The sequence below is a fragment of the Bifidobacterium sp. WK041_4_12 genome (assembly GCF_041080795.1).
In the GTDB taxonomy this organism is placed as follows: domain Bacteria; phylum Actinomycetota; class Actinomycetes; order Actinomycetales; family Bifidobacteriaceae; genus Bombiscardovia; species Bombiscardovia aquikefiricola.
In genome coordinates, this window is sequence record NZ_CP129674.1 from 359,213 (window position 1) to 379,731 (window position 20,519).

General features: G+C 53.5%; 19 protein-coding genes and 2 tRNA genes. 6 read left to right on the top strand and 15 right to left on the bottom strand.

Annotated features, from left to right (window positions below):
- Positions 1 to 159: 159 nt before the first annotated feature.
- A complete protein-coding gene (locus QN215_RS01545; protein ID WP_369344390.1) occupies positions 160 to 1,659 on the bottom strand; it encodes an aminotransferase class I/II-fold pyridoxal phosphate-dependent enzyme in 1,500 nt (499 codons plus the stop codon).
- A 179-nt stretch (positions 1,660 to 1,838) separates the two neighbouring features.
- Here QN215_RS01545 and QN215_RS01550 point away from each other — a divergent pair, with 179 nt between their 5' ends.
- Entirely contained in the window at positions 1,839 to 3,164 is a 1,326-nt protein-coding gene (locus QN215_RS01550) for an aspartate aminotransferase family protein (RefSeq protein ID WP_369344391.1), read from the top strand.
- 40 nt (positions 3,165 to 3,204) lie between these two features.
- A complete protein-coding gene (locus tag QN215_RS01555; RefSeq protein WP_369344392.1) occupies positions 3,205 to 3,996 on the top strand; it encodes an SDR family oxidoreductase in 792 nt (263 codons plus the stop codon).
- A 719-nt stretch (positions 3,997 to 4,715) separates the two neighbouring features.
- Here QN215_RS01555 and QN215_RS01560 read toward each other — a convergent pair.
- From QN215_RS01560 to tgt, 8 genes are all read right to left on the bottom strand, one after another.
- A complete protein-coding gene (locus QN215_RS01560; RefSeq protein ID WP_369344393.1) occupies positions 4,716 to 5,651 on the bottom strand; it encodes an alpha/beta hydrolase in 936 nt (311 codons plus the stop codon).
- A 487-nt stretch (positions 5,652 to 6,138) separates the two neighbouring features.
- Complete coding sequence (locus tag QN215_RS01565; RefSeq protein WP_369344394.1) at positions 6,139 to 6,504, bottom strand: type IIL restriction-modification enzyme MmeI; 366 nt, start codon at positions 6,502 to 6,504, stop codon at positions 6,139 to 6,141.
- A gap of 69 nt (positions 6,505 to 6,573) precedes the next feature.
- Positions 6,574 to 6,840, bottom strand: coding sequence for a ribbon-helix-helix protein, CopG family (locus QN215_RS01570; RefSeq protein WP_369344395.1), 267 nt, complete (start codon positions 6,838 to 6,840; stop codon positions 6,574 to 6,576).
- The gene (locus tag QN215_RS01575) at positions 6,837 to 7,118 is read right to left on the bottom strand and encodes a hypothetical protein (RefSeq protein ID WP_369344396.1); all 282 of its coding nucleotides are present in this window, start codon (positions 7,116 to 7,118) and stop codon (positions 6,837 to 6,839) included. The genes QN215_RS01570 and QN215_RS01575 overlap by 4 nt, the downstream gene beginning before the upstream one ends.
- 203 nt (positions 7,119 to 7,321) lie before the next feature.
- Positions 7,322 to 7,846: a helix-turn-helix domain-containing protein gene (locus QN215_RS01580; protein ID WP_369344397.1), complete on the bottom strand. Its 525-nt coding sequence runs from the start codon at positions 7,844 to 7,846 to the stop codon at positions 7,322 to 7,324.
- Positions 7,847 to 8,111: 265 nt separating this feature from the next.
- On the bottom strand, positions 8,112 to 8,579 hold the full coding sequence (locus QN215_RS01585) for a GNAT family N-acetyltransferase (RefSeq protein ID WP_369344398.1): 468 nt from the start codon (positions 8,577 to 8,579) through the stop codon (positions 8,112 to 8,114).
- Positions 8,580 to 8,846: 267 nt separating this feature from the next.
- Positions 8,847 to 8,929: transfer RNA gene (locus QN215_RS01590), tRNA-Leu, on the bottom strand.
- A 79-nt stretch (positions 8,930 to 9,008) separates the two neighbouring features.
- Positions 9,009 to 10,331, bottom strand: a complete 1,323-nt coding sequence (tgt, locus tag QN215_RS01595) for a tRNA guanosine(34) transglycosylase Tgt (RefSeq protein ID WP_404978502.1) — start codon at positions 10,329 to 10,331, stop codon at positions 9,009 to 9,011.
- Between the two features lie 351 nt (positions 10,332 to 10,682).
- Between tgt and QN215_RS01600 the strand changes: the two genes are divergently transcribed.
- The 3 genes from QN215_RS01600 to QN215_RS01610 all read left to right on the top strand — a co-directional run bounded on the left by QN215_RS01600 (position 10,683) and on the right by QN215_RS01610 (position 14,416).
- Positions 10,683 to 12,989: a S1C family serine protease gene (locus tag QN215_RS01600; RefSeq protein ID WP_369344399.1), complete on the top strand. Its 2,307-nt coding sequence runs from the start codon at positions 10,683 to 10,685 to the stop codon at positions 12,987 to 12,989.
- Between the two features lie 212 nt (positions 12,990 to 13,201).
- Entirely contained in the window at positions 13,202 to 14,161 is a 960-nt protein-coding gene (gene htpX, locus QN215_RS01605) for a zinc metalloprotease HtpX (protein WP_369344400.1), read from the top strand.
- A gap of 181 nt (positions 14,162 to 14,342) precedes the next feature.
- Positions 14,343 to 14,416: transfer RNA gene (locus QN215_RS01610), tRNA-Gly, on the top strand.
- A 259-nt stretch (positions 14,417 to 14,675) separates the two neighbouring features.
- On the opposite strand, the gene QN215_RS01615 is transcribed toward QN215_RS01610, so the two are convergent.
- From QN215_RS01615 to QN215_RS01625, 3 genes are read right to left on the bottom strand one after another with little or no spacing between them, the layout of a single operon-like run.
- Positions 14,676 to 15,002, bottom strand: coding sequence for a HigA family addiction module antitoxin (locus QN215_RS01615; protein ID WP_369344401.1), 327 nt, complete (start codon positions 15,000 to 15,002; stop codon positions 14,676 to 14,678).
- Entirely contained in the window at positions 14,974 to 15,258 is a 285-nt protein-coding gene (locus tag QN215_RS01620) for a type II toxin-antitoxin system RelE/ParE family toxin (protein ID WP_369344402.1), read from the bottom strand. The genes QN215_RS01615 and QN215_RS01620 overlap by 29 nt, the downstream gene beginning before the upstream one ends.
- Positions 15,259 to 15,267: 9 nt before the next feature.
- A complete protein-coding gene (locus tag QN215_RS01625) occupies positions 15,268 to 15,747 on the bottom strand; it encodes a hypothetical protein (RefSeq protein WP_369344403.1) in 480 nt (159 codons plus the stop codon).
- Here QN215_RS01625 and QN215_RS01630 point away from each other — a divergent pair.
- Complete coding sequence (locus tag QN215_RS01630; RefSeq protein WP_369344404.1) at positions 15,746 to 16,000, top strand: hypothetical protein; 255 nt, start codon at positions 15,746 to 15,748, stop codon at positions 15,998 to 16,000. The two genes, QN215_RS01625 and QN215_RS01630, sit on opposite strands and share 2 nt — an antisense overlap.
- 674 nt (positions 16,001 to 16,674) lie before the next feature.
- On the opposite strand, the gene QN215_RS01635 is transcribed toward QN215_RS01630, so the two are convergent.
- From QN215_RS01635 to QN215_RS01645, 3 genes are read right to left on the bottom strand one after another with little or no spacing between them, the layout of a single operon-like run.
- Positions 16,675 to 17,640: a nitrilase-related carbon-nitrogen hydrolase gene (locus tag QN215_RS01635; protein ID WP_369344405.1), complete on the bottom strand. Its 966-nt coding sequence runs from the start codon at positions 17,638 to 17,640 to the stop codon at positions 16,675 to 16,677.
- A 41-nt stretch (positions 17,641 to 17,681) separates the two neighbouring features.
- Positions 17,682 to 18,722 (bottom strand): agmatine/peptidylarginine deiminase, encoded by a 1,041-nt coding sequence (locus tag QN215_RS01640; protein WP_369344406.1) that lies wholly within the window; start codon positions 18,720 to 18,722, stop codon positions 17,682 to 17,684.
- Positions 18,719 to 20,188, bottom strand: a complete 1,470-nt coding sequence (locus QN215_RS01645) for an aspartate aminotransferase family protein (RefSeq protein ID WP_369344407.1) — start codon at positions 20,186 to 20,188, stop codon at positions 18,719 to 18,721. Before QN215_RS01645 ends, QN215_RS01640 begins: the two co-directional genes overlap by 4 nt.
- Positions 20,189 to 20,519 lie beyond the last annotated feature (331 nt).

A 20,519-nucleotide genomic window follows, 5' to 3' on the forward strand; every position in this document is an offset into this window, starting at 1 on the left:
GCTGAAATATTCGAAATATTAACCAAAGAATGTTCAATAACATTAAACCAGATCATTGAAAATGGATTTTTGGAAATATCGATGATGCAATAGCTGATGAATTGATATCCGACGAACGGATGGACTCCGGATGCTCGATGACCGTTCACAGGAGATCAGTTAGCGCAGTGCAGCAGCTTCTGCGATTCTTTCGGCAATCTTTCCGTAGATTCCCTCATCGCCGACGACGGTGATGCGCAATCCGGGGCCTGCAGAGCTTCCTGAAAGGTCACGCATTGAGCCGCCTCCCTCTGAAGCCAGTGAAAATGGCGGGCGAAAAGGTGTCCCAGGCGCAACACGTATCGTATGTTCAGCAAGGTATTGCAATGCTGCTTGCTCATTGTTCACTGGGATCCACATATTCAGCCCGTCGCCTGGTCGAATAGCCACACCATGTTGCTGCAGCAATGCTGACAATGACTGCTGTCTGAGGGCGTATACATGTCTTGAATGAACAATTTGCTGAATAACGCTTCGATCAGTCAGCATCTCAAATAGCAATTCCTGAAGGAAACGGCTGACCCATCCTGGGCCGAGCATCCTTCTTGCCACGATCCTTCCCACCATTTCGGAGTTGCTCGACAGGGCAGCAAGTCTCAAATCGGGGCCATGTGACTTTGAAAAGCTGAGAATATGCACCACACGTTCAGGAATCAGTGAAGCGAATGTTTCCGGCGATGCGTTTGCGATTGCGCCACTACTGTCATCTTCTATGATGTATGGAAATCTGGATTCATTGGGAAAGCGTTGACGCAGGATGTGTACCAGCTGGCTGATTCGTACCTGGTCATAGCTTGCCCCGGTCGGGTTCTGAGCGCGAGGCTGCACGATCATTGCCTTGATCTGTCTGCTTGGACCGGTATGTCGGCTTTGTCTGCTGATCGCCGCTTCAATTGCCTTATCCAAGCCGTATGGGGTCATGCCGGCCTCATCGATGGGAACGCCGATGATCATTCCTCCTCGTGCTTCAATCATGTCGAGCAGCGGGGGATAGGTAGGGTCTTCTGTAAGTACGAAATCTCCGGGATCGATAATCGTGTCTAAGGTGCGGGATATTCCATCCAAAGCGCCTGAAACCATGGTGATCGTGTCCGGTTTATAAGGCCAGGCATGTCTGAGCACATCCTCAAGGGGTGCGATGATTGTCGGCCCGGAATAAGAATTGACGAAGGCCTTCCTGACTCCCAGTCTTGTGAAAAAAGGCCTGATATCGGGGAGAAGCATTGGATCTGGTGTTCCTTGTGACAAGTCGAGGAATGTTCGTTCCACAGGTGCAACAGCCAGTTGCTCCTGCCTGTTGGGCAACCATTCCTCGGTCTGTGGCAGAACAAAAGTTCCGCTTCGACCGCGTGTCCTTATCGATCCGACTCTTACCAGACTGTGATATGCCGCTGAAACGCTTGCCGGGCTTATCGAAAGGCTTTTCGCCAGCATTCTCACCGTTGGCAATCTGTCATTCGCTTTCAGAAATCCGGATGCGATGAGTGACGATATGGAATCCATTATTTGATGTGGTGTCGGAGAAGTCGAGGTTTGAAGAATCAGCCGTGCGAGATTGGCCGCGTTCTCCTCAGATGATGACTGGTTGCTGATGAACCCTGTGTCGATGCTGTCGCTCATATCTCACTCCTTATGGATGCTCACAGTCCGACTCTCGACTGGACGCGTGTAAATCCAACTCCGCAGGCGTGGAGGCGCTGCCTGGTGGAGCTAGACGTAAAGAAATTTACAAGAAATGTTCAATCAATAGAGTAACGAATATATTCGACGATATGAAATTCAGAAAGGTTGGTGTGAACATGGGGCACGAATTATCTAATGATGACAATATCTGGGATGATGCCTATGCGCTTGACCGCGCACATGTATTTCATTCGTGGAGTGCACAGGCGAATCTGCAGCCAACCGAGGTCGTGACAGGTCATGGATCAACGCTGCAGTACAGCGATGGGCGCGAATTGCTGGATTTCACCAGCCAACAGGTGAATGCGAATATCGGATACCAACATCCAAAGGTCATCGAAGGCATCAAGAAGCAGGCCGAACTGTTGGCCACGATTGGTCCACAATATGCAAATCTGGCGCGTGGTCGTGCAGCATCACTGGTTGCCAGACGAGCGCCAGAGGGATTTGAGAAGGTGTTCTTTACCAATGCTGGCGCAGATGCCAATGAGAATGCCATCCGTGCCGCAAGATTATTCACAGGCAGGCGAAAGATACTGTCTTCATACCGCAGTTACCATGGGAATACAGGTGCCGCTATTTCGGCAACGGGTGATTGGCGGCGAAAACCGAACGATTATGCGAGTGGCCACATCCACTTCTTCACACCATATCTATATCGTTCCGAGTTTCATGCCAAGACGCAGGACGAAGAGTGTGAATTCGCCATCCAACATCTCAAGCATGTGATCGAATTTGAGGGACCGGACACTATTGCCGCAGTGCTGCTCGAATCCGTGCCTGGAACGGCCGGCATCATCATTCCTCCCGCGAATTACTTCAAGAAAGTGCGTGAGCTTACCGAACAATATGGAATTTTGATGATCACCGATGAAGTTATGGCTGGTTTTGGACGAACCGGCTACTGGTTCGCACTGGACGATTACAACTATGTTCCGGACATCATCACCTTTGCAAAAGGATGCAACTCGGGCTATGTCCCAGCCGGAGGAGTGATACTTTCCGATCCTGTGGCCCACTACTTTGACGATCGCGTATTCCCAGGGGGACTCACTTACTCGGGCCATCCTCTTGCCATGGGAGCGATCGTGGCCGCTCAGGATGCCATGGCCTCGGAGCATATCGTCGACAATGCGCATGATGTGGGAGAAAATGTGATTGGACCAAAGCTCAGGGCACTTGTCAACAAACATCCGAAGATCGGCGAGGTGCGTGGCAAGGGCGTATTTTGGGCCATTGAGCTGGTGAAGGACAGAGATACCAAGGAATTCGTTGATGACGATACGATGAAGCAAATTGTGGCTGAGTCTGATAAACGAGGTCTTATCGTAGGCACGCATTACAACCGAATCCATGTAACTCCGCCATGCGTCATCACCTCACAAGAGGCTTCCGACGGCATCGACATACTGGATGAAGCCCTTATGGCTGTCGGATGCTGAGCAGGAAAGGCATATCCAGTGGCTTCAAGGAATGGCTTCAATGAATGGTGAACAAGGTTCAGACAAGGAAACAGGCAAAGTGGCAGACAAACAAGTAGCGCTGGTGACCGGTGCTTCAAGTGGTATCGGCGCGGCTACTGTACGTGTGCTGAGTGCACGAGGTTGGCAGGTTTTTGCGCTCGCGCGTCGTGAGGAGAGGCTCAAAGCGTTGAGAGACGAAACAGGATGCTCTCCAGTAGTGGCTGACATTACGGATGAGTCGTCTGTCAACGAAGCGGTCCAGAGGATAACTGCTTGTGGCCCCGTCAAAGCCTTGATCAACTGTGCTGGAGGTGCGATAGGAAAAGATCCGGTTGCGACGGCGAATATCGACGACTGGCGTAATATGTATGAGCTGAATGTGCTGGGTACACTGCGTATAACGCAGAAACTTCTGCCGGCGCTTAGAAAGTCAGAGGGTACCGTGCTGATCATTTCTTCGACGGCGGGCATTGAGCCATATGAAGGAGGGGCGGGGTACTGTGCGTCGAAATCCGCCGAGCGCGTCATGGCTCGTGTGCTCCGCCTAGAAATGATTGGTGAGCCGATCAGGATCGTGGACATTTCCCCGGGAATGGTGCAGACCGAGGAATTCTCGAAGAACCGCTTCCATGGTGATGAGCTTAAGGCGAAGGCTGTGTATGCGGGAGTGCCTGATCCGCTCAGTGCTGAGGACATCGCAGAATCTGTCAGATGGGCGTTGGAGTTGCCCGACACGGTCGACATTGACAGCATCGTCGTTCGTCCGCGTGCCGAAGGCTCTTACACCAAGGTATTCAGAAACCAGCAGTGAAGCGATTCGATATGCTTTGCTGTAATAATTCAAGAATCACGAACATTGTTTTCGAGCACGCAGCTTGTTGCTCGATTCGTGGTTGTGCAGCCGGTCATCAGAAAGACAAACTGATGACCGGCACTTTTTCCTCTATCAACGATCAGCGTCAGCGTCAACGTCATTGACCAAAATCAGAGCATGGACTCAGCTGAACAGACCACCGCACGCCAAGCGATCATTCAAAAACACAATGCACGCATTTCAGAGGCATCCGTTTGGCACAATTGTCAGCCATAAATACTCTATGTAATATGCAAACAAAGTAATTGCAAATTGTGCAAGAAACCCAACGCTATCTGTTCAGATCGTTGGAATTATGCCGTTTGTGTTTTAGGACACATGGTATTGCAATGTTTCTGCGACCTTGAGTTTCCCACTGTTTCCTAGCAGCATCGCGGAGATTGTACATGCTTTTGTGGGTATTTTTTGAGAGGTGTTCTCATCGCAGTGATGTTGGTACTTCTGATTCCATGAACGATTCTTCGGTCACAAGCTCGGCGCTGCACTCCAATCAGGGATATGGATTTTGATGGATTCGTGCTAGTTAAATGCTTGTATAAGGCTTTGCAAGTTTTCGTTAGAATCAAAAGAATGCAAACGTTTGTCGAATCTTCGGTTTGAATTGCATCCCAATAGTTGGACTCAGTCGATAAGAATACATTCTCAGGCGGTGAGAGTCATTGCTGGGCATTCGATCGGGATGTGGTCGTTGAGCAGTTGTTGTCGCCGTCTGATAGGGACAGCTCGAATTGTGCGTTCAGCCATCTTCGTGACCGTGTAAGCAACTGGCGAGCGGGTTCGGTGTTTTCGAAGAGTTCAAATGCGTGTGCGGCGGCCGGCACGTGTTCCAGGGTGACGTCGACGCCTGCGTCGTGGAGGCGTTGTGCATAGAGACAGACCTCGTCATGGAACAGTTCGATGTCGGTTGCATACAGCCAGGTTGGGGGCAGTCCGCTCACATCATCACGGCGGCTTGCTGAAGCATATTTCGGGACTGCCTGCGACCCTGCGGCGACAGGAAGGTACGCGTTCCACGCATAGCGGTTCGCTTGATTGTTCCACACGAAGTGGTTGATTGCGTCGAGACTGCGATCTGTGGCGGTGCGGTCGTCAAGCATGGGCGCGAACAGCCATTGGGCAATCGGCTGGATGCCTTCTTGGTCGTGCACCCGTTGGGTCAGGCAGGCGGCAAGGCCACCGCCCGCGCTTTCTCCGCCTATCGCAAGACGATTGACGTCAATGTGGAGCTGACTGCCATGGGCGATCATCCATTGCCATGCAAGATAAACATCGTTGATAGCCGCTGGATACGGATGCTCTGGGGCGAGTCGGTAATCCACGGACACGACAACGGTTCCCAATGAAGCGGCGGTTCTGGCGCACAAACCATCATCCTGCCTTGCGGAACCGACCACTAGGCCCCCGCCATGAATCCACAGAAGTCCCGGATGCGGTTCCGTTCCGTGGTGCTGTCTGGGACGGGTTCCATCATGCGTGCTTGCGTTGAGGTTTCGTCGTGGCTCTGTATGTGATTCATTGTCTTTTGGGATGAAGACGCGCATCGATATGCTGCGGTAATGCACGATTTTTACGCTAATCCCTGTGGCATTCACTGAGGGTAAGTGCCTTAGTACTGTTCGGGTCGCAGCTCGCACAACTGGATTATCAACGTGTCGAATGCTCAGGGCCCGCGCCATAAGTCGCAGCCTGGGGTCGATCTGACTCATGCTCATCCGTGCCAACGCATCGCCTTTCAACATTTCACCTGTGTAGCGAAGCCGATTGCCGTACGTTATCTATCGTTGCGGGAAGCAGATGCATTCACCGGTGCAGTATCTCCTGTCAACGCTCACGATAGCGCAGGCAACGTCGTTTTGCCTCCTTCGGCACCGTGCCAATCACTCCGATGATTGTGGGAAATATCTTGGAAAGTGTGTGACTGACTCTGATCAAGGATCATCGTGATTAGCGGGAAGGGTTGATGAGCATGCCAGATGAGTCCATGATTGGTATGACAGCCGAAGGCAGCAATCTGAACGAATGAGCTTTTCGAAGGTGAATGCAGTCATCGAGCCGATGCGCCCAGCGGGGCATTAATGCTTACGAACAAGGGTCCGGCATCAGAGAAGGCAGAGTGGGACAAAAACCGACACGACGTATAACATCCCCTATCGCCCTGGGCTTCTCGTCTGCGGGAAGGTAGTTCGCATACCGCAGTGCCTGCTCGACCGGCATCACTGCCGTGCCCTGGCGCTGTTCGGCCAGGAATCGCGCGTTGAGGCTGAGCACGTCAATGTAGCCGACGAGCGCTGTTGGATGCTCGAATTCCGTCTCCTCGAGAGCATGGGGGCGACCCAGCATGTTCTGCAACAGATCCATCCAGAACTTCTGCGTCTCCTGCTTCTCATCCCCGTGATTTTTCCAGCGATTGGCGAAATCGTGCGCCTTCTGCTCTCGAATGTTCATACCCCACATGATACGTTCCGACAAGCCTGAACCGAACGGTACGACGCCCGTTGGTGAGGTCAAGTCCTGTCAGGCCGGCAGTGCCTGGTCGATGGTGCGGCGCAGGAACTGGGATCGCGACTCGCCACGCTCCCTGGCGCTCCTGTCGATCTCCTGCACGCGCGACTTGGGAATGCGGAACGATATGGTCTCCAGTTCCTCGTCGAACACCCTGGGCCGTCCCGGCCTGATGGTGCCCACATGGCCCTTCCATGTGCCGTTCTCGTACTCCTCGGCCATAGTGTCGAGCTGGCGGTCGGTCACGCCGAACATCTTGTTGACTTCCTCGCGTCTCATGGTTTCCTCCCTGCGGGCTTCAGTTCATTCATGGTCTTCCTCGAAGGCGGCGTCATCGCATGGTAGACCAGCCAGCGTCCCCCTCGGTTCCTGACCGACACCATCTCGAGGAGCCGTCCCCGGCCGTCCACGCCGACAGTGATCCACGAGCCGGCCCCGTCCATCCTGGAGGCGGAGAGCAGCGCCGACCTCCAGGCAGCCAGCACGTCCCCGTCCTCGATCTCGGGATGCCGTTCGTGGATCCTCGGATGGGCCATCGGATCGTTCCCGTCGAGCATGGAATCCTCTGACGCCTAATATTGTAATACATATATATGGTACATTATTACGCCTCGGGCGACGGCTCGTTTCTGACTCCCTTTATACGTTTTGTCCCTTCAGCGTCCCCGATGTCTATATTTCCTGTCGATGGCTTCGTCAGTGGATGGCTGCTCCTTGCTGAGCCGCTGGAACCGTTCTGGAAGAGGCTACCGCATGGAAACTAATACCGTTTCATGTTGTGGTGCCTGTCGAGGTCCATGCCGACCGTCAATGGGTATTTACGATCGAGCTCTGGTTCCATCCATAGGTTGCGTATGGCTTTGATGGCGGAGAATCCTAGAATCCAAAGCACGCACCAGGCTAGGGCGAGCACATGGAATAACGGCTCGTTGCCGTCGAAAACAGGCGACAGCGCCGCGCCCAGGGCGATCATGGCGAAGATGAATCCGAAGATCATGATCTTCCGGTAGAGTCCTCCCTGCGCGCTGCGTTTCCTCATTTGCCTGATGCGTTCGGCGTCAAGGTCCATGATTTCTTCTTCCTTGTCGGCGGATTCGATGTTCTGGAATAGGTCCTGGATATTTACGTCCAGCGCCATGGCCACGAGTCGCAGTGTCTCCAGGCTCGCATCCTCCCCTGATTCGAGGCGTTGGATGGTACGCACGGTCACTCCGCTCTGTGCTGCGAGTCGTTCCTGTGTCCAGCCGCGTTGGCGGCGCAGTGCTCTGATGTTCGTTGTGTTCATGGCTCCAACCCTAGAACATGTGGCGCGACAGGCACACGAAACGAGAACGACATCTACATGACAGTTCTCATGGTTCAAGCAGAAAGGAGAGAGCAGGCATCAATGGTCGCGGACATATAATGGGCGCATGACATGGATACTGTCCCTGATCAGCCTGTTCCTCATTCCCATAGACCTGCATCTGCGCCGCTACAGCGACAGGCAGAGCAGGCCACAATGACTCACCGACCCGCCTGCCTATCCCTGTTCGCCGGCTTGTTACGGGCTACTTGATGATTTCTTTATAGATGAATTGCTCTCCGCGTTTTCCGATGTATGTGTTCGTTTGTTTCTTGAATCCTGCTTTTTCGTATAGTTTTTGCGCAGGAGCGTTCTTCCTGTTGACGCCGAGGACTATTTCGACCACGTTCGGGAACCCGTTCCTTACGTATGCAGGCAGTAGATTCAGCGCCTTCAATGCATATCCCTTTCTCATGTATCTATCGTCTGTGGAAAAGCTTCTAAGGAGCATGCTCTGGGGGTTATCTGTGTACCGGAACTTGTCTTTCCCGTAGTCCAGGACAAAGAATGTGGGAACGACGTCTTCGCCTGTCAAGGCAAGGCATGGATGGTAATCCGAATTAGTTCTTGATATCGTGACTGCGTTTTCGGGCAGTCCGGTAAAAGTCGCATCTCGTAACTTGTAGTCTCTGATCTGCTTGTTGAATCTTTGGTCGTATTCGATAATTTTCAAGGCTGGTCTTCGTTCCCTCTCTCCGCGAAGCGGAGTTATCCACCGTCACAATCAAAATCAAGAAATCATTTTTTCTAGTATAGGTATACAGGCATATAGGGGACACCTCCTAAACCCTACTGAGAGTAGGAGATGAAGCACCTCTGCGTCCTTATAACCCCACACTTCTGTGCCTATAACCCCATTTTTGCTTATAGCCCCCGAACGCAGCTAAGGAAAAATCCTCGGGCTGCTGGTGTTCCAACAGTTCCGAGGATTCATGTCTCGTGCGCGCGGGGGGAGTTGAACCCCCACGACCTTTCGATCACTGGCACCTGAAGCCAGCGCGTCTACCATTCCGCCACGCGCGCAGACAACGGTTAAATCTAGCACCTACCGGCAACAAACTGCAACTATTCCAACTCGTGTCGCCATGTTGCAGGGGAAAAATCAGCCGCGTGAACCATGTTCATAGAAGTGAGTAACGGTTTCCTTTCTGAATTCATCAAAGTAGTCGCCCTCTATTGCCTTGCGAATATCGGCAAGCAGTGTCACGAAGAAGTGCTCGTTATGAATGGTCGCCAAGGTATAGCCGTTCATCTCGCGGGCTCGCAGCAGGTGATCGATGTAAGCCCTGCTGTAGTTGCGGCAGGCATAGCAGTCGCAGCCATCTTCGATTGGATCGAAATCATGCTTGAACTGCGCACGTTTGATGTTCCATCGACCTTGATGCGTGAATACCGCGCCATTTCGTGCACAGCGTGCGGGTGCGACGCAGTCGAAGGTGTCGCCACCGTTCTCTACTGCGCTGAATATGTCATCCACTGACGCGATGCCAAGAACATGCCGTGGTCTGCTCTCTGGCATGGCGTCACATATCCAAGCACAGGTCTGGCCGAGCAGACGCTTTTCGATAGCGCCACCGATGCCGACTCCGTCAAAGTCCAGCGAAGCGATCTGCGAAGCTGCAAGACGGCGCAGATCCTCGTAATTCGCACCTTGAACGACGCCGAACAATGCCTGATATGGTTTGCCGAGGCGTGTCTCGGTGAGTCGTTGATGCTCAGCGACGCAGCGCTTTGCCCAACGGAAGGTTCTCTCCACTGATTGTTCCTGATATCTGCGCGTATTCATCAGTGTGGTCAGCTCGTCGAATGCAAACATCATATCGGCACCAATGTTGTGCTGTATTCTCATTGATATCTCGGCGGAAAAGCGCTTCTTTTCGCCGTTCAGCGGCGACTTGAAAGTAACGCCATCGTCATCGACGAAAGCCAATCGTTCCTTGCCTTTTGCGATGATGTCATCGGATTTCATGCCCTCCACATCCATGGCGAGGGTCTTCTTGAATCCGGCTCCCAGCGAAAGCACCTGAAAACCGCCCGAATCGGTGTAGGTCGGGCCATCCCAGTTCATGAACGTGCTCAAACCGCCGGCTTCGTTCAGCACCTCATCGCCTGGCCGCTCGAAGAGATGGAAGGCATTGGAAAGCAAACATTGGGCTCCGAGTTCTTTCATCTGTTCCGGCAGAACGGCTTTCATGGCTCCCTGCGTTGCGACCGGGATGAAGGTCGGCGTCTGAATGTCCCCATGTGGCGTGTGAATTATCCCCGTGCGACCATAGCGCGCACCGTCCCTGCCAAACCCATCGCTTCGGCTTTCAAGCCGTTTGTGTGTTTCAAAGCTGAAAGCGGAACGATCTCCCGGCTTTCCCACTACCGCTCCCTTTGGCTTCCTCATCTGCATCATGCGCTCAACCTTATCCTCAAGCATCGGCCAAGCTTCCCAGCTTCTGAAGGCAATGTGGCAGAATCCGACAGATTCACTTGTCGTGAGCCCGGCATCGAATGAGTGCGAATGTGAGATTTTCAGATAATTCCGTCATTGGCGAACTCTTTCGAACGGTTGAAAGCGCTGAGATGGAGACGTTTCAAGGGAATTTCAGTAATTTTCTATATTTTAGGGGAAAATTCGCTAACATCTTCCAAAGAACATTCAGATAACTTTCAGACAAGCTATCTTAACTCTTAGATAGCAACACATGCGAGAGTTTTGAAGTTGCCTTCATGACTCCGCCTGCCGGAAAGCCTTTTTGGTTTGCCGTGCGAAACGTAAGGAGCAGCAATGGCTGAAGATGAACACAAGATTCACCCCTGGGAGGGTGATGGCGACGATCAGTCGTGGCAGCCAAGCCACATTGATTCGCATGACACTATGAACAATGACGCTATCAACAATGACGACAGCACTGACAATGTAAGCAATGACACCATGAACGAATCACACAACACTGATCCAGTGGGCAACGGCACCGCAGCCGACGGCAATGGAGACAATCACGATCACAGCTCTTCTCCCGATGTGCAGACGGAGTCCTTCACTGAGCCGCTGACGAAAGCCGTTGGCATCGACCATGATGCGAGTGCGCAGGAGACGCAGCAGATCGATACTGCATCGTCCAACGATTACCCAACCACCCGCATTCCCAGTGGAGACAACCATTGGTTGGATGCTGATTCATATGGATCTTCCACTGCTGGCGATGACAATCCATTCGTGAGCCATGCCCACAGTGAGGGCGTTCAGAACGACGATGCGCAGAACGGCAATGTTCGCAACGACGATGCGCAGAACGACGATGCCCGTAACGATAACGACGAATTGGGTCAAACACGGAATCTGAGTTCGGTTGCGGATGAAGAGCCGAATGGCTCAGACCGCCCAACTGAGGCACTTCCTGCGACTTCCGACCAGCCGACGGCGACGCAGCCTGACTATGCGCGTCAGCAGGGGTATCGTCCTGCCCCGGAATATGGAGCTTTCGCTCCTGGATACAATCAGCAGCATGAGTCTGGTCAGCAAGGCCAGCCGGGCCAACCAGCATATGGTGCGTCATACCAGGGTCAATTCAACCCGTATCCATACGGAGGTCCTGAGACGACGCAAGATTCGCAACAGTCCAATCAGCCGAACCAGTCCAATCAGCAGCAACCACAACATTCCCCATATGGCTCACCGCTGGGTTCTGATTATGCGCAAGGACAGCAGCAGTCGCAGACACCCGGCCCACAGTATCCTCAGGGCCCGCAAGGTCCTCAAGGGCCTCAGGGGCCGCAGTATCCGTTCGGGCCGCAGTTCAATCCGCAGAATGGCCCGACAGGTCCCAATCGCCGCAGTGCCAAGGCGGGAAGTCGTAACAAGCCGCTCAGTACCATCATGGTGGCGATCATCGCTGCACTGGTGAGCGCGGCATTGATGCTCGGTTTGGGATGGGCGGCGATCAGCAACGGTTTCGTGACCTTGCCAACGTCTGCCTCAATTTCCAGCCTTGATTCATCGACCTCGGGATCAGGCAGCGCAACTGCCAAAAGCGGCGAAGCCCCCGACTGGCAAGCAGTGGAAAAGCAGGTTTCCTCGTCGGTCGTATCCATTGAGACCACCGTTTCGAACGGCGTTGACATGGGTTCCGGAGCAATCATCGACACCGATGGCGATATCGTGACCAACAATCACGTCATCACCGGTGCGACAAAGATTCAGGTCACGCTCTCCAACGGTCAGATATATTCCGCTAAAACCGTAGGAACGGATTCCACGACGGATTTGGCGGTCATCAAGCTTGAGAATCCGCCGAGCGACCTGAAAGCTGTCACTTTCGCGGATTCTGACTCGGTCGCGGTAGGTGAAAACATCATGGCAATCGGCAACCCTCTGGGTTACGACAACACGGCAACCACAGGCATCGTTTCCGCCTTGAACAGGCCAGTCTCCGTTCTGGACGACACGAGCACCACGATTGTAACGAACGCCATCCAGATCGATGCAGCCATCAACCCAGGCAACTCGGGTGGCCCAACATTCAATGCAGCCGGTCAGGTCGTTGGCATCAATTCGTCGATTGCCTCAACCGCTACATCCAGTTCAACGGCAGGATCGATTGGCATCGGTTTCGCAATTCCTTCCAATCTTGTCAAGCGCATCTCGCAAGAGATCATCAAGGATGGCTCGGTGAAGCATGTTGCCTTGGGCATCAGCATCCAAAGCGCAACGGTTGAATCCGATGGGGTCACCCGCGGAGGTGCCAAGGTCGTTTCGGTTACATCCGGCAGCCCTGCGGACAAGGCTGGTCTGAAGACCGGTGACGTGATCGTTGGATACGATGGCAACGCAGTAAACAGCAACTACTCGGTTCTGGGCTTCGTGCGAGCCACTGCCTACGGTGCGAAGGCAACGATAACCGTGGTGCGCAATGGCAGCACGCAGAATGTGACCGTCACGCTGGACCAAGAGGAGTCGGCAGTCACCGGCAAGTCAAAGTCCGATTCGAAGTCAGGTTCGGGTAACGGCTCCAGCGATGGTAATTCTGATAACGACAATGGTGATAGCAACGGTGGATTGACCGACCCATTCGGCTTGCTCCAAGGTAACTGATTCACTGGTTCAATCGCTGAGCGAATCGGGTAACTGGTTCAATGCTGAATATCAATCTCAATCAGGCATTAAACCGCGCACAAGAGGGTGAAGGCCGTCGTATGTCGACCGACACCCTCCTTGCTCTCAATAACGACGCAATGAACATCAGAAAGACTCTTTTTCAGATTACGTTCAGCGAAAATACAGTATGCAAGGTTAGGATTTAGCGCATGAACGGCAAGTTTAAGGTGCATGGGCATTTCAACGGATTGAAAACAGCCCTGCTGTTCGCCCTGATGTGGGCGATAATCATGCTTATCTGGTGGTTCACCGGTGGTTCCGAAGGAACTTTGGGAATCTATATCGTCATCGGTCTGGTAACGACCTTCGCTTCATACTGGTTCTCGGACAAGATTGCGGTCGCGTCCATGCGCGCTCGCCAAGTCAGTGAACAGGAAGCACCTGAGCTGTATCAGATTGTTCGTGAACTTTCGGCAAGGGCGGGCAAACCCATGCCACGCATATACATCGCTCCAACCATGTCTCCCAATGCTTTCGCCACGGGTCGCAATGAACGTCACGCAGCGGTGTGCTGTACTCAGGGAATTCTGCAGATGCTCAATGTTCGCGAAATTCGGGGTGTGCTCGGCCATGAGCTCATGCACGTCTACAATCGCGATATCCTGACTTCAGCGATTGCGTCTGCCTTGGCAACGATCATCACCTATCTTGGCTATTCGATGATGTATCTGGGAGGGGGAAACCGAGACCGCGATTCGCGTGATTCCGGCGGCTTTGGACTGATCGGCGTATTGCTCAGCACGATTCTTGCCCCCATCGGAGCCACGCTCATTCAGCTCTCCATTTCGCGAACCCGCGAATTTGATGCCGACGAAGATGGAAGCCGTTTGACTGGTGATCCCGCAGCCTTGGCATCGGCGCTGAACAAGATTGAAAATGGCGTGCAGCAGCATCCGATGCCCAAGACGGCCGGAACGCAAAATGTTTCTTCCATGATGATTGCCAATCCCTTTTCGTCCAAAGGGCTGAGCCGACTCTTTTCAACGCATCCGCCAACGAGCGAGCGTATTGCGCGTTTGATGCAGATGAGCAGTGAAATGACCGGCTCCCAGTCGCCGGAGAGCATCGCACCGCATTACTCCCAACGCGCTGATCAGAGTACCTTCTAGAACACTGCCGTAGCAGGCATCTGACATTGCTTGGCTCAGGTTGCTCTTATTTATGGGTTCGAGTTCAGACTCGTTTCAGGTTGAACCTGACGTATGCGAGCCATTCGCCTTGGACATCAGCTTGTCACAAAGTCGAATCTCAGATGCTAGACTGTAGCATCGTATGTCACATACACAACATGCGGGCGTAGTTCATCGGTAGAATGGAAGCTTCCCAAGCTTCAGAGGCGGGTTCGATTCCCGTCGCCCGCTCCACATTGCGCTGTTTAAGCGTTCATTGTGAACTTCCCAAAGTATAAAACCCCTCAATCGATGGAAATCAGGCCGTTTTAACCCGGATTTTGCCCCTTTTGGGGCTTCTATACTTTGGGAAGTTCACAATGAGTGCTAGGGGGATGGCGAGGTGAGGGATTCGTTCCAGTTGATGCCGGTGCCGCGCCGTCCTGCGCGAGTTCGCCGTAGCCCGGAATTTCGATGTCATGTTTCGCCTGGCGCCCAGTGATGGGGAACATGGTCATTGGGATGCTGGCGCGTTGATGAGGGGCTTGACGGTGTTCTGTAGTTCCGAGGGGTCGAAGCTTTTGGCATCGTAGTCGGTTTGCAGGTTCATCCAGAACATGGCGGTGGTGCCCAGAGCGTAGGCGAGTCGGTATGCCATTGCGGTGCTGATCCGTCGTCTTCCGTTGATGATCTCACTGACGCCTGTCTCACCGACGCCCATCGCCTTGGCGAGTCTGTAGACGGTAATGCCCAGTGGGTCGAGGAATTCCTCCTTGAGAATTTCCCCTGGTGTACTGAGGATGGGTGGGCGCTCAGTGGTAGTCGTCGAAGTAGGCATCATAGGCCTCCTTGTTGGTGTCGTCCCATTGGAAGACGAGCCGGTATTGCTGGTTGACCCTGATGCTCCAGTGCCCCAGCAGGTCCCCGCGCAATGCTTCGAGCCGGTTGCCCGGCGGGATGGTCAGATCCCTGAGTTCATGAGCCGCGTTGAGCATCTGTAGTCGGCGCATCAGCCGTCGTTCGAAGCCGGAGGGGTATCCTCGCGGGTACGCTCCTCCCATCCAGAACGTCCACAGCTCGTTCGAGCGTGCTCTCATGCACAGATACTACCGCAATGCGATAGTATCGTCAAGTGTGAGTATCGGTGCAGGGTCTCCTGTCCCGGGCAAGGATGATCTCGCCAGACCTGCGGTCGGACGGGATCGAGAGTGTTCGCAGTGTGGGTCAGAACTCTGGTTCGCGCTGTTGTTGCTCGAACCCGACCACCGTTCTCGTGTCCTGTCGATTCGTGTTGACACCGAGTGCGACCATGTCTTCTGGCAGATGATGCCAGTAAATGGACTCATGGCGATCTTCGGTATGCATGTTGTCGGATTGGTTTGGGCGTATCCACGTTCTACTGCGTATTCGTAGAAGGATTTCACGGCGTTTCTGAGGTTTCTGTTTCTCATGACACGAATCGCGTCGTCGGTGGTGGCATTGGCAGGAGCTTTGCCTACCCGTCTGGAGAATCGTGATATCTGATACCATCTGGTGCGCATCCTGTTCGCCGGGGTCTTCAACAACCAGAATGAGGCCGATGCCATGCTGTCCAGGATTGCACAGGCAGCACAGGGAGCAGAGAAAAAGCTTTCACAGACCTTCTCGTATTTCCAGGAGACCGGTCAGTTGGTCGATTGGCCGGCGCTGCGCATCGTGCGATATACCGCCGCGGCGATCATCAGCCACGCCTTGCCAGCGGTCCTGATGAGTGATGATGACCAGACCCCAATCGACATCGAAGAAGCCACGAGAGATGTCGTGACTTTTCTGCAACACGGATTGGCCCAGAAACAGTGACCGGTCTATGCCCTCCGGCAATCGGTATTTGCTTGGGTGCCCTCCGGCTGCGTAACAGGCTCCCTATGTTGGCCCAAAAACCCGACGAATAGACGATGCGTTCAACTCCAGCGTTGTGAATGCATCGACAGCATTACGATGCTGCTGCTGACGAACCTCACCCACCGCCATCGCCGAGACCATGAACCCGACATTCGCCCCTTTCAATGCCTTCGTGAGTTCATCCGGGTCCGAGTAGCTGGCTTTCCATGCCACTGCCCGTCAACACCGGTTATCGCATACCTCATCTGTATACCTCATCGTTGCTTGTTCCTTTTTCATAGGATCATCCTCGCAAGCATCAGGATGCCCCACAGTATAGGGAAAGAAACGTGCTCTGATAAAAGGCATCTGACGGTTTCTCGGTTACCTAGCAGTGCCTGACAATCCCCCTAACTTGGGGAACGCATAATCCAAGGCTGAGATAATCGGCAAGCTCACGCAATGAGCATATATGCAGTATCCATACGCATTAGGGAGTGTGCATTTCTGGCCATTGGGCACCTTGTTTTCGGAGTTTCGTGGCTACTTTTGGACACTCGCACCATTGACTGGCTGCTTTCGAGCAAACTCATGTCGCACGCGTGCAGCAATATGTGTGCTCGCGAAAAGCCAACCATGCCACGCCGAGATATTTACTCCGTGCTTCGATTTGCAGTGGAGCCGGTAGTCAGCAGCGCTTGGTATGAGTCAGGACGTCTCGTCGCATAGAAGGGAAACAGCGTGAGCCAATCCTGGCGTTGCTCCAAATCAAGACGGGCAACAAGAACCGCGTCATCATCGCGAGGAGCCTGAGCCAGCACGCGCCCAAAGGGGTCAGATATGAATGATGATCCATAGAAGGTGATCTTTCCCTCACAACCGTAACGGTTGGGAACAATCATGAACAATCCGTTGGCAATGCCGTTTGCTGTAATCACCTGCTGCCAGAGGGGTTGCGTATCGAACTGTGGATAGTCTGGCTCCGAACCGATGGCCGTTGGATAGGCGAGTAATTCGGCACCTTGAAGACCGTATATTCTGGCAACCTCAGGAAACCACTCGTCCCAACATGTTGGTAATCCCAGTCGTGGCTTACCCGGAGCATCAGGTGAAACCACCGGATAGGCTTCAGCGGAAGCTGGGCCATGCGCAAAATATTCATCTTCGTAATAACCTGAGGTGACGGGAATATGCATTTTTCGCGTCCGCTGCACAAGCTCCCCAGAAGGGGTCACCATAACCGCCGTGTTATAGCCACGATCATTATCATCACTGGTTTTCTCAAAGATGGAAGCGCAGACGAATACGCCGGATTCCCGAGCCTGTTGCCTGAAGAATTCAATGCTCGGTCCAGAGGTGAGATCTTCCGCGACATCCGAGCGCTTCGATGGGTTAGGACGTTCATCTGCAAGATAGCGCATCATGGTGAGTTCTTGGAGGAAGACGATTGCAGCTCCAGCGTGGGCCGCTTCGGCAATCCCCGTGCTCAGTGCGGTTTTATGCTCACTGGCATCTGCATGCCACCGGGTCTGCACAAGTCCTACGGTGATTATCCGCGGTGCTGGTCGGTCTGCCCTTGGGCATAGGGATGGGAGTTCTTCTGCAATAATCACTTTCACTGGGAAACCCCTTTCATGATTGTTGTGTCGATGTGTATGGCCTACACTGCTGGCTGTTGTTGGGTTATGCAGTGGATGCCTCCGCCGCGTTCAAACAACGGACGGGCCTGAATGGGCACGATGGTACGTCCTGGATACGCCGAAGCGAGTATCTCGACTGCCTGTGCATCATTGGGGTCATCGAACACGCAGGCAAAAACGGCACCGTTGGCAACGTAATGATTGATGTAGCTGTAATCGTTGGGGCTGCCGTCAGGATTGAAACCGTTGCTTGGTGCGGGTAGGGCAATGACGTTGAGTTGCTTACCTTGGGAGTTCCTCGCGTGGGAGAGTATCTTCATGGTCTGCTGCGAAACTCGGTAGTCGGGATGATGGGGGTTGCGTTGCTCATGCACCAGAACCGTTTCGGCATCTGGCATGCACGCCAAGATATCAACGTGTCCTCTGGTGCCGAATTCACCATAGTCGCCTGTCAGACCTTCCGGCAGCCAGATTATCGTCGTGACACCCAGCAATTCATGGAAGGCCCTCTCAATATCCTCTCGGGTCGCTTCAGGGTTCCTCTCCGGGTCGAGGGCAACGGTTTGTGTCATGATGGCCGTGCCTCTCCCGTCAACGTGAAAGCCTCCACCTTCGAGAACGATTGGGCTGCTGGTGACCGTACTGTCCGCGAGTTGCGCCACATGTCGGCCAATCTGTGCGTCATGATTCCACCGAGCCCAATGCTGTGCGCCCCAGCCGTTGAATGTCCAGTCAACGGCATCAAGCGTCACAGCGCCCGCATCGTCGCTAACCGCTACGAAACTCGGCCCGATGTCACGCATCCAGCAGTCATTGAGAGCATGGGAGTGCAAGTCGATGGAGCTTTCAAGGCAATCCCGTGCCACGCGCATCATTGACGGGTCAACAATCATGGAAAGACTTTCATACTTACTGATAGCGTTGGCGACCGTGGACCACATACGCAGTCCCTCATTGCGACGTTCCGCACTTCCTGAAAGCACGTAGCCATCACAGGGGAAAGCCATCCATGTCCGTTCATGCGGGGCGGTCTCTGAAGGCATGAGACGTTGTCGTGTCATGATGCGCTCCCTGCCCCATCGAATCCCTTATCCATGGTGTCAAGAACCATAACCAGCTGATCGAAGGTTGTTCGCGGATTGATGATGGCAAATCTGACAACCGGCTCACCTTGAAAGAAACTGGGTTGCACGAAGGCGATCTGCCTATCCAACAGGCTCTGAGACCAAAGCTCATAATCCTTGATCTTCCAGCCTTCATGCCGAAATACGACAACTGAGAGCTCAGGTTTGCGCAAAAGTTCAAGCTGTGGTCTGAGCCGTATCTCTTCTGATATCCGTTGTGCCAGCCGCACGGCTGTTGCTATCGCGTGCCGGTATTCATCAGCACCGTAGGCTGCAAGCGAGAACCATAACGGCAGTCCCCTTGGTCTTCTGGTCAGATTGATCGCATAATCGGATGGATTCCACGCCTGGTCAGTATCAAGAGTTTCAAGATATGATGCGTGCTGTTGATGCGCCAGTCGGCCCTGCTCAGGATCGCGATAAATCAGGGCGCAAGCATCATATGGTGCGAAAAGCCATTTGTGCGGATCAACTATCACCGAGTCTGCGCTCTCAACGCCCTTATAGTGGCTGCGTAATTCCGGTACCAGACAACCTGCAAGCCCGTAGGCTCCGTCGACATGGAACCATACCCCTTCCTCATGGGCCACCTGCGCACAACCTTCAAGATCATCAATGAGACCGAAATTGGTGGTGCCTGCGCAGGCGACTATCGCTGCAATACCGTCACGTTTTTCCGGAGAAAGTTCGGCGAGCGTCTGCCTGACGCGCTCCCCTTGGAGTCGTCCGCTGTCATCGGAGGGAACAACTATCACATCGGCATCCATAACTCTGGCCGCCGATCGAATCGAGGAATGGGATTCTTCCCCGCACACGATGGACCATCGTTCAGGCATTGCCTGTCCTGAATCCCTCCGCTGCCTTCTCGCAGTCTCGCGGGCAGCCACCAGAGCCGAAAGATTGCCGATTGTGCCGCCCTGCACGAACACTCCGCCCGCCTGTTGTGGCAGGCCGAACTCATGCGCGAGGAATGCAAGGACCTGATTTTCCAGATGGACAGCCCCCGAACCCTCCAACCATGAACCGCCATAAAGCGCTGATGCCGATACGACGAGGTCGAATGCCTTTGATGCCTCGGTGGGCGCACTGGGGATGAAAGATAAGTACATGGGATGGTCACTGGATAGGCACGCTGGAGCAATGACATCTTCGAAAAGGTGTAATGCCCTGATTCCTCCCATGCCATGTCCCGTTATCGTGTTTGGTGCCAGACGCTGCAAGTCAGACGGCCGCATCGGATGATCGAGTGGCGGTGAATCATACGACATGCGCTGTTGTGCGTATTCCAGCACCGCCCGCACCATTGTCATGGTTTTCTCATCAACTGCATGCATCCTGCCTGCGTCACCTTGACCGATGCCATCACTGTCTGCATGTTCAAGAGCGAGATCCCAAGGAGCCATAATCGTCATCGTTCTACCACCAATATCCCCCGATGCCACTGCTTCCCGTCACTGCTGCAGTGGTGGCATCTGTATCTCATTTGCCAGAATCGAGCTTACTGTCAAGGAAACTCCCCAGGATTGCAACTACGTAACATTCCCATTAATTATTTAGTATTCTGAGAGAATTCACGCTGATAACGCAGCAAATACGCATTTTTAACACGAATTCCGTGATATTGAGATACTCTTGCACACACATTTCACCATCATTCATACAAGACCCGAAGACAGCAGTCTCTCAAACAGGGACCTTTCGCCAGCACCTTCGTTCTCATCCATCAATTCGCTA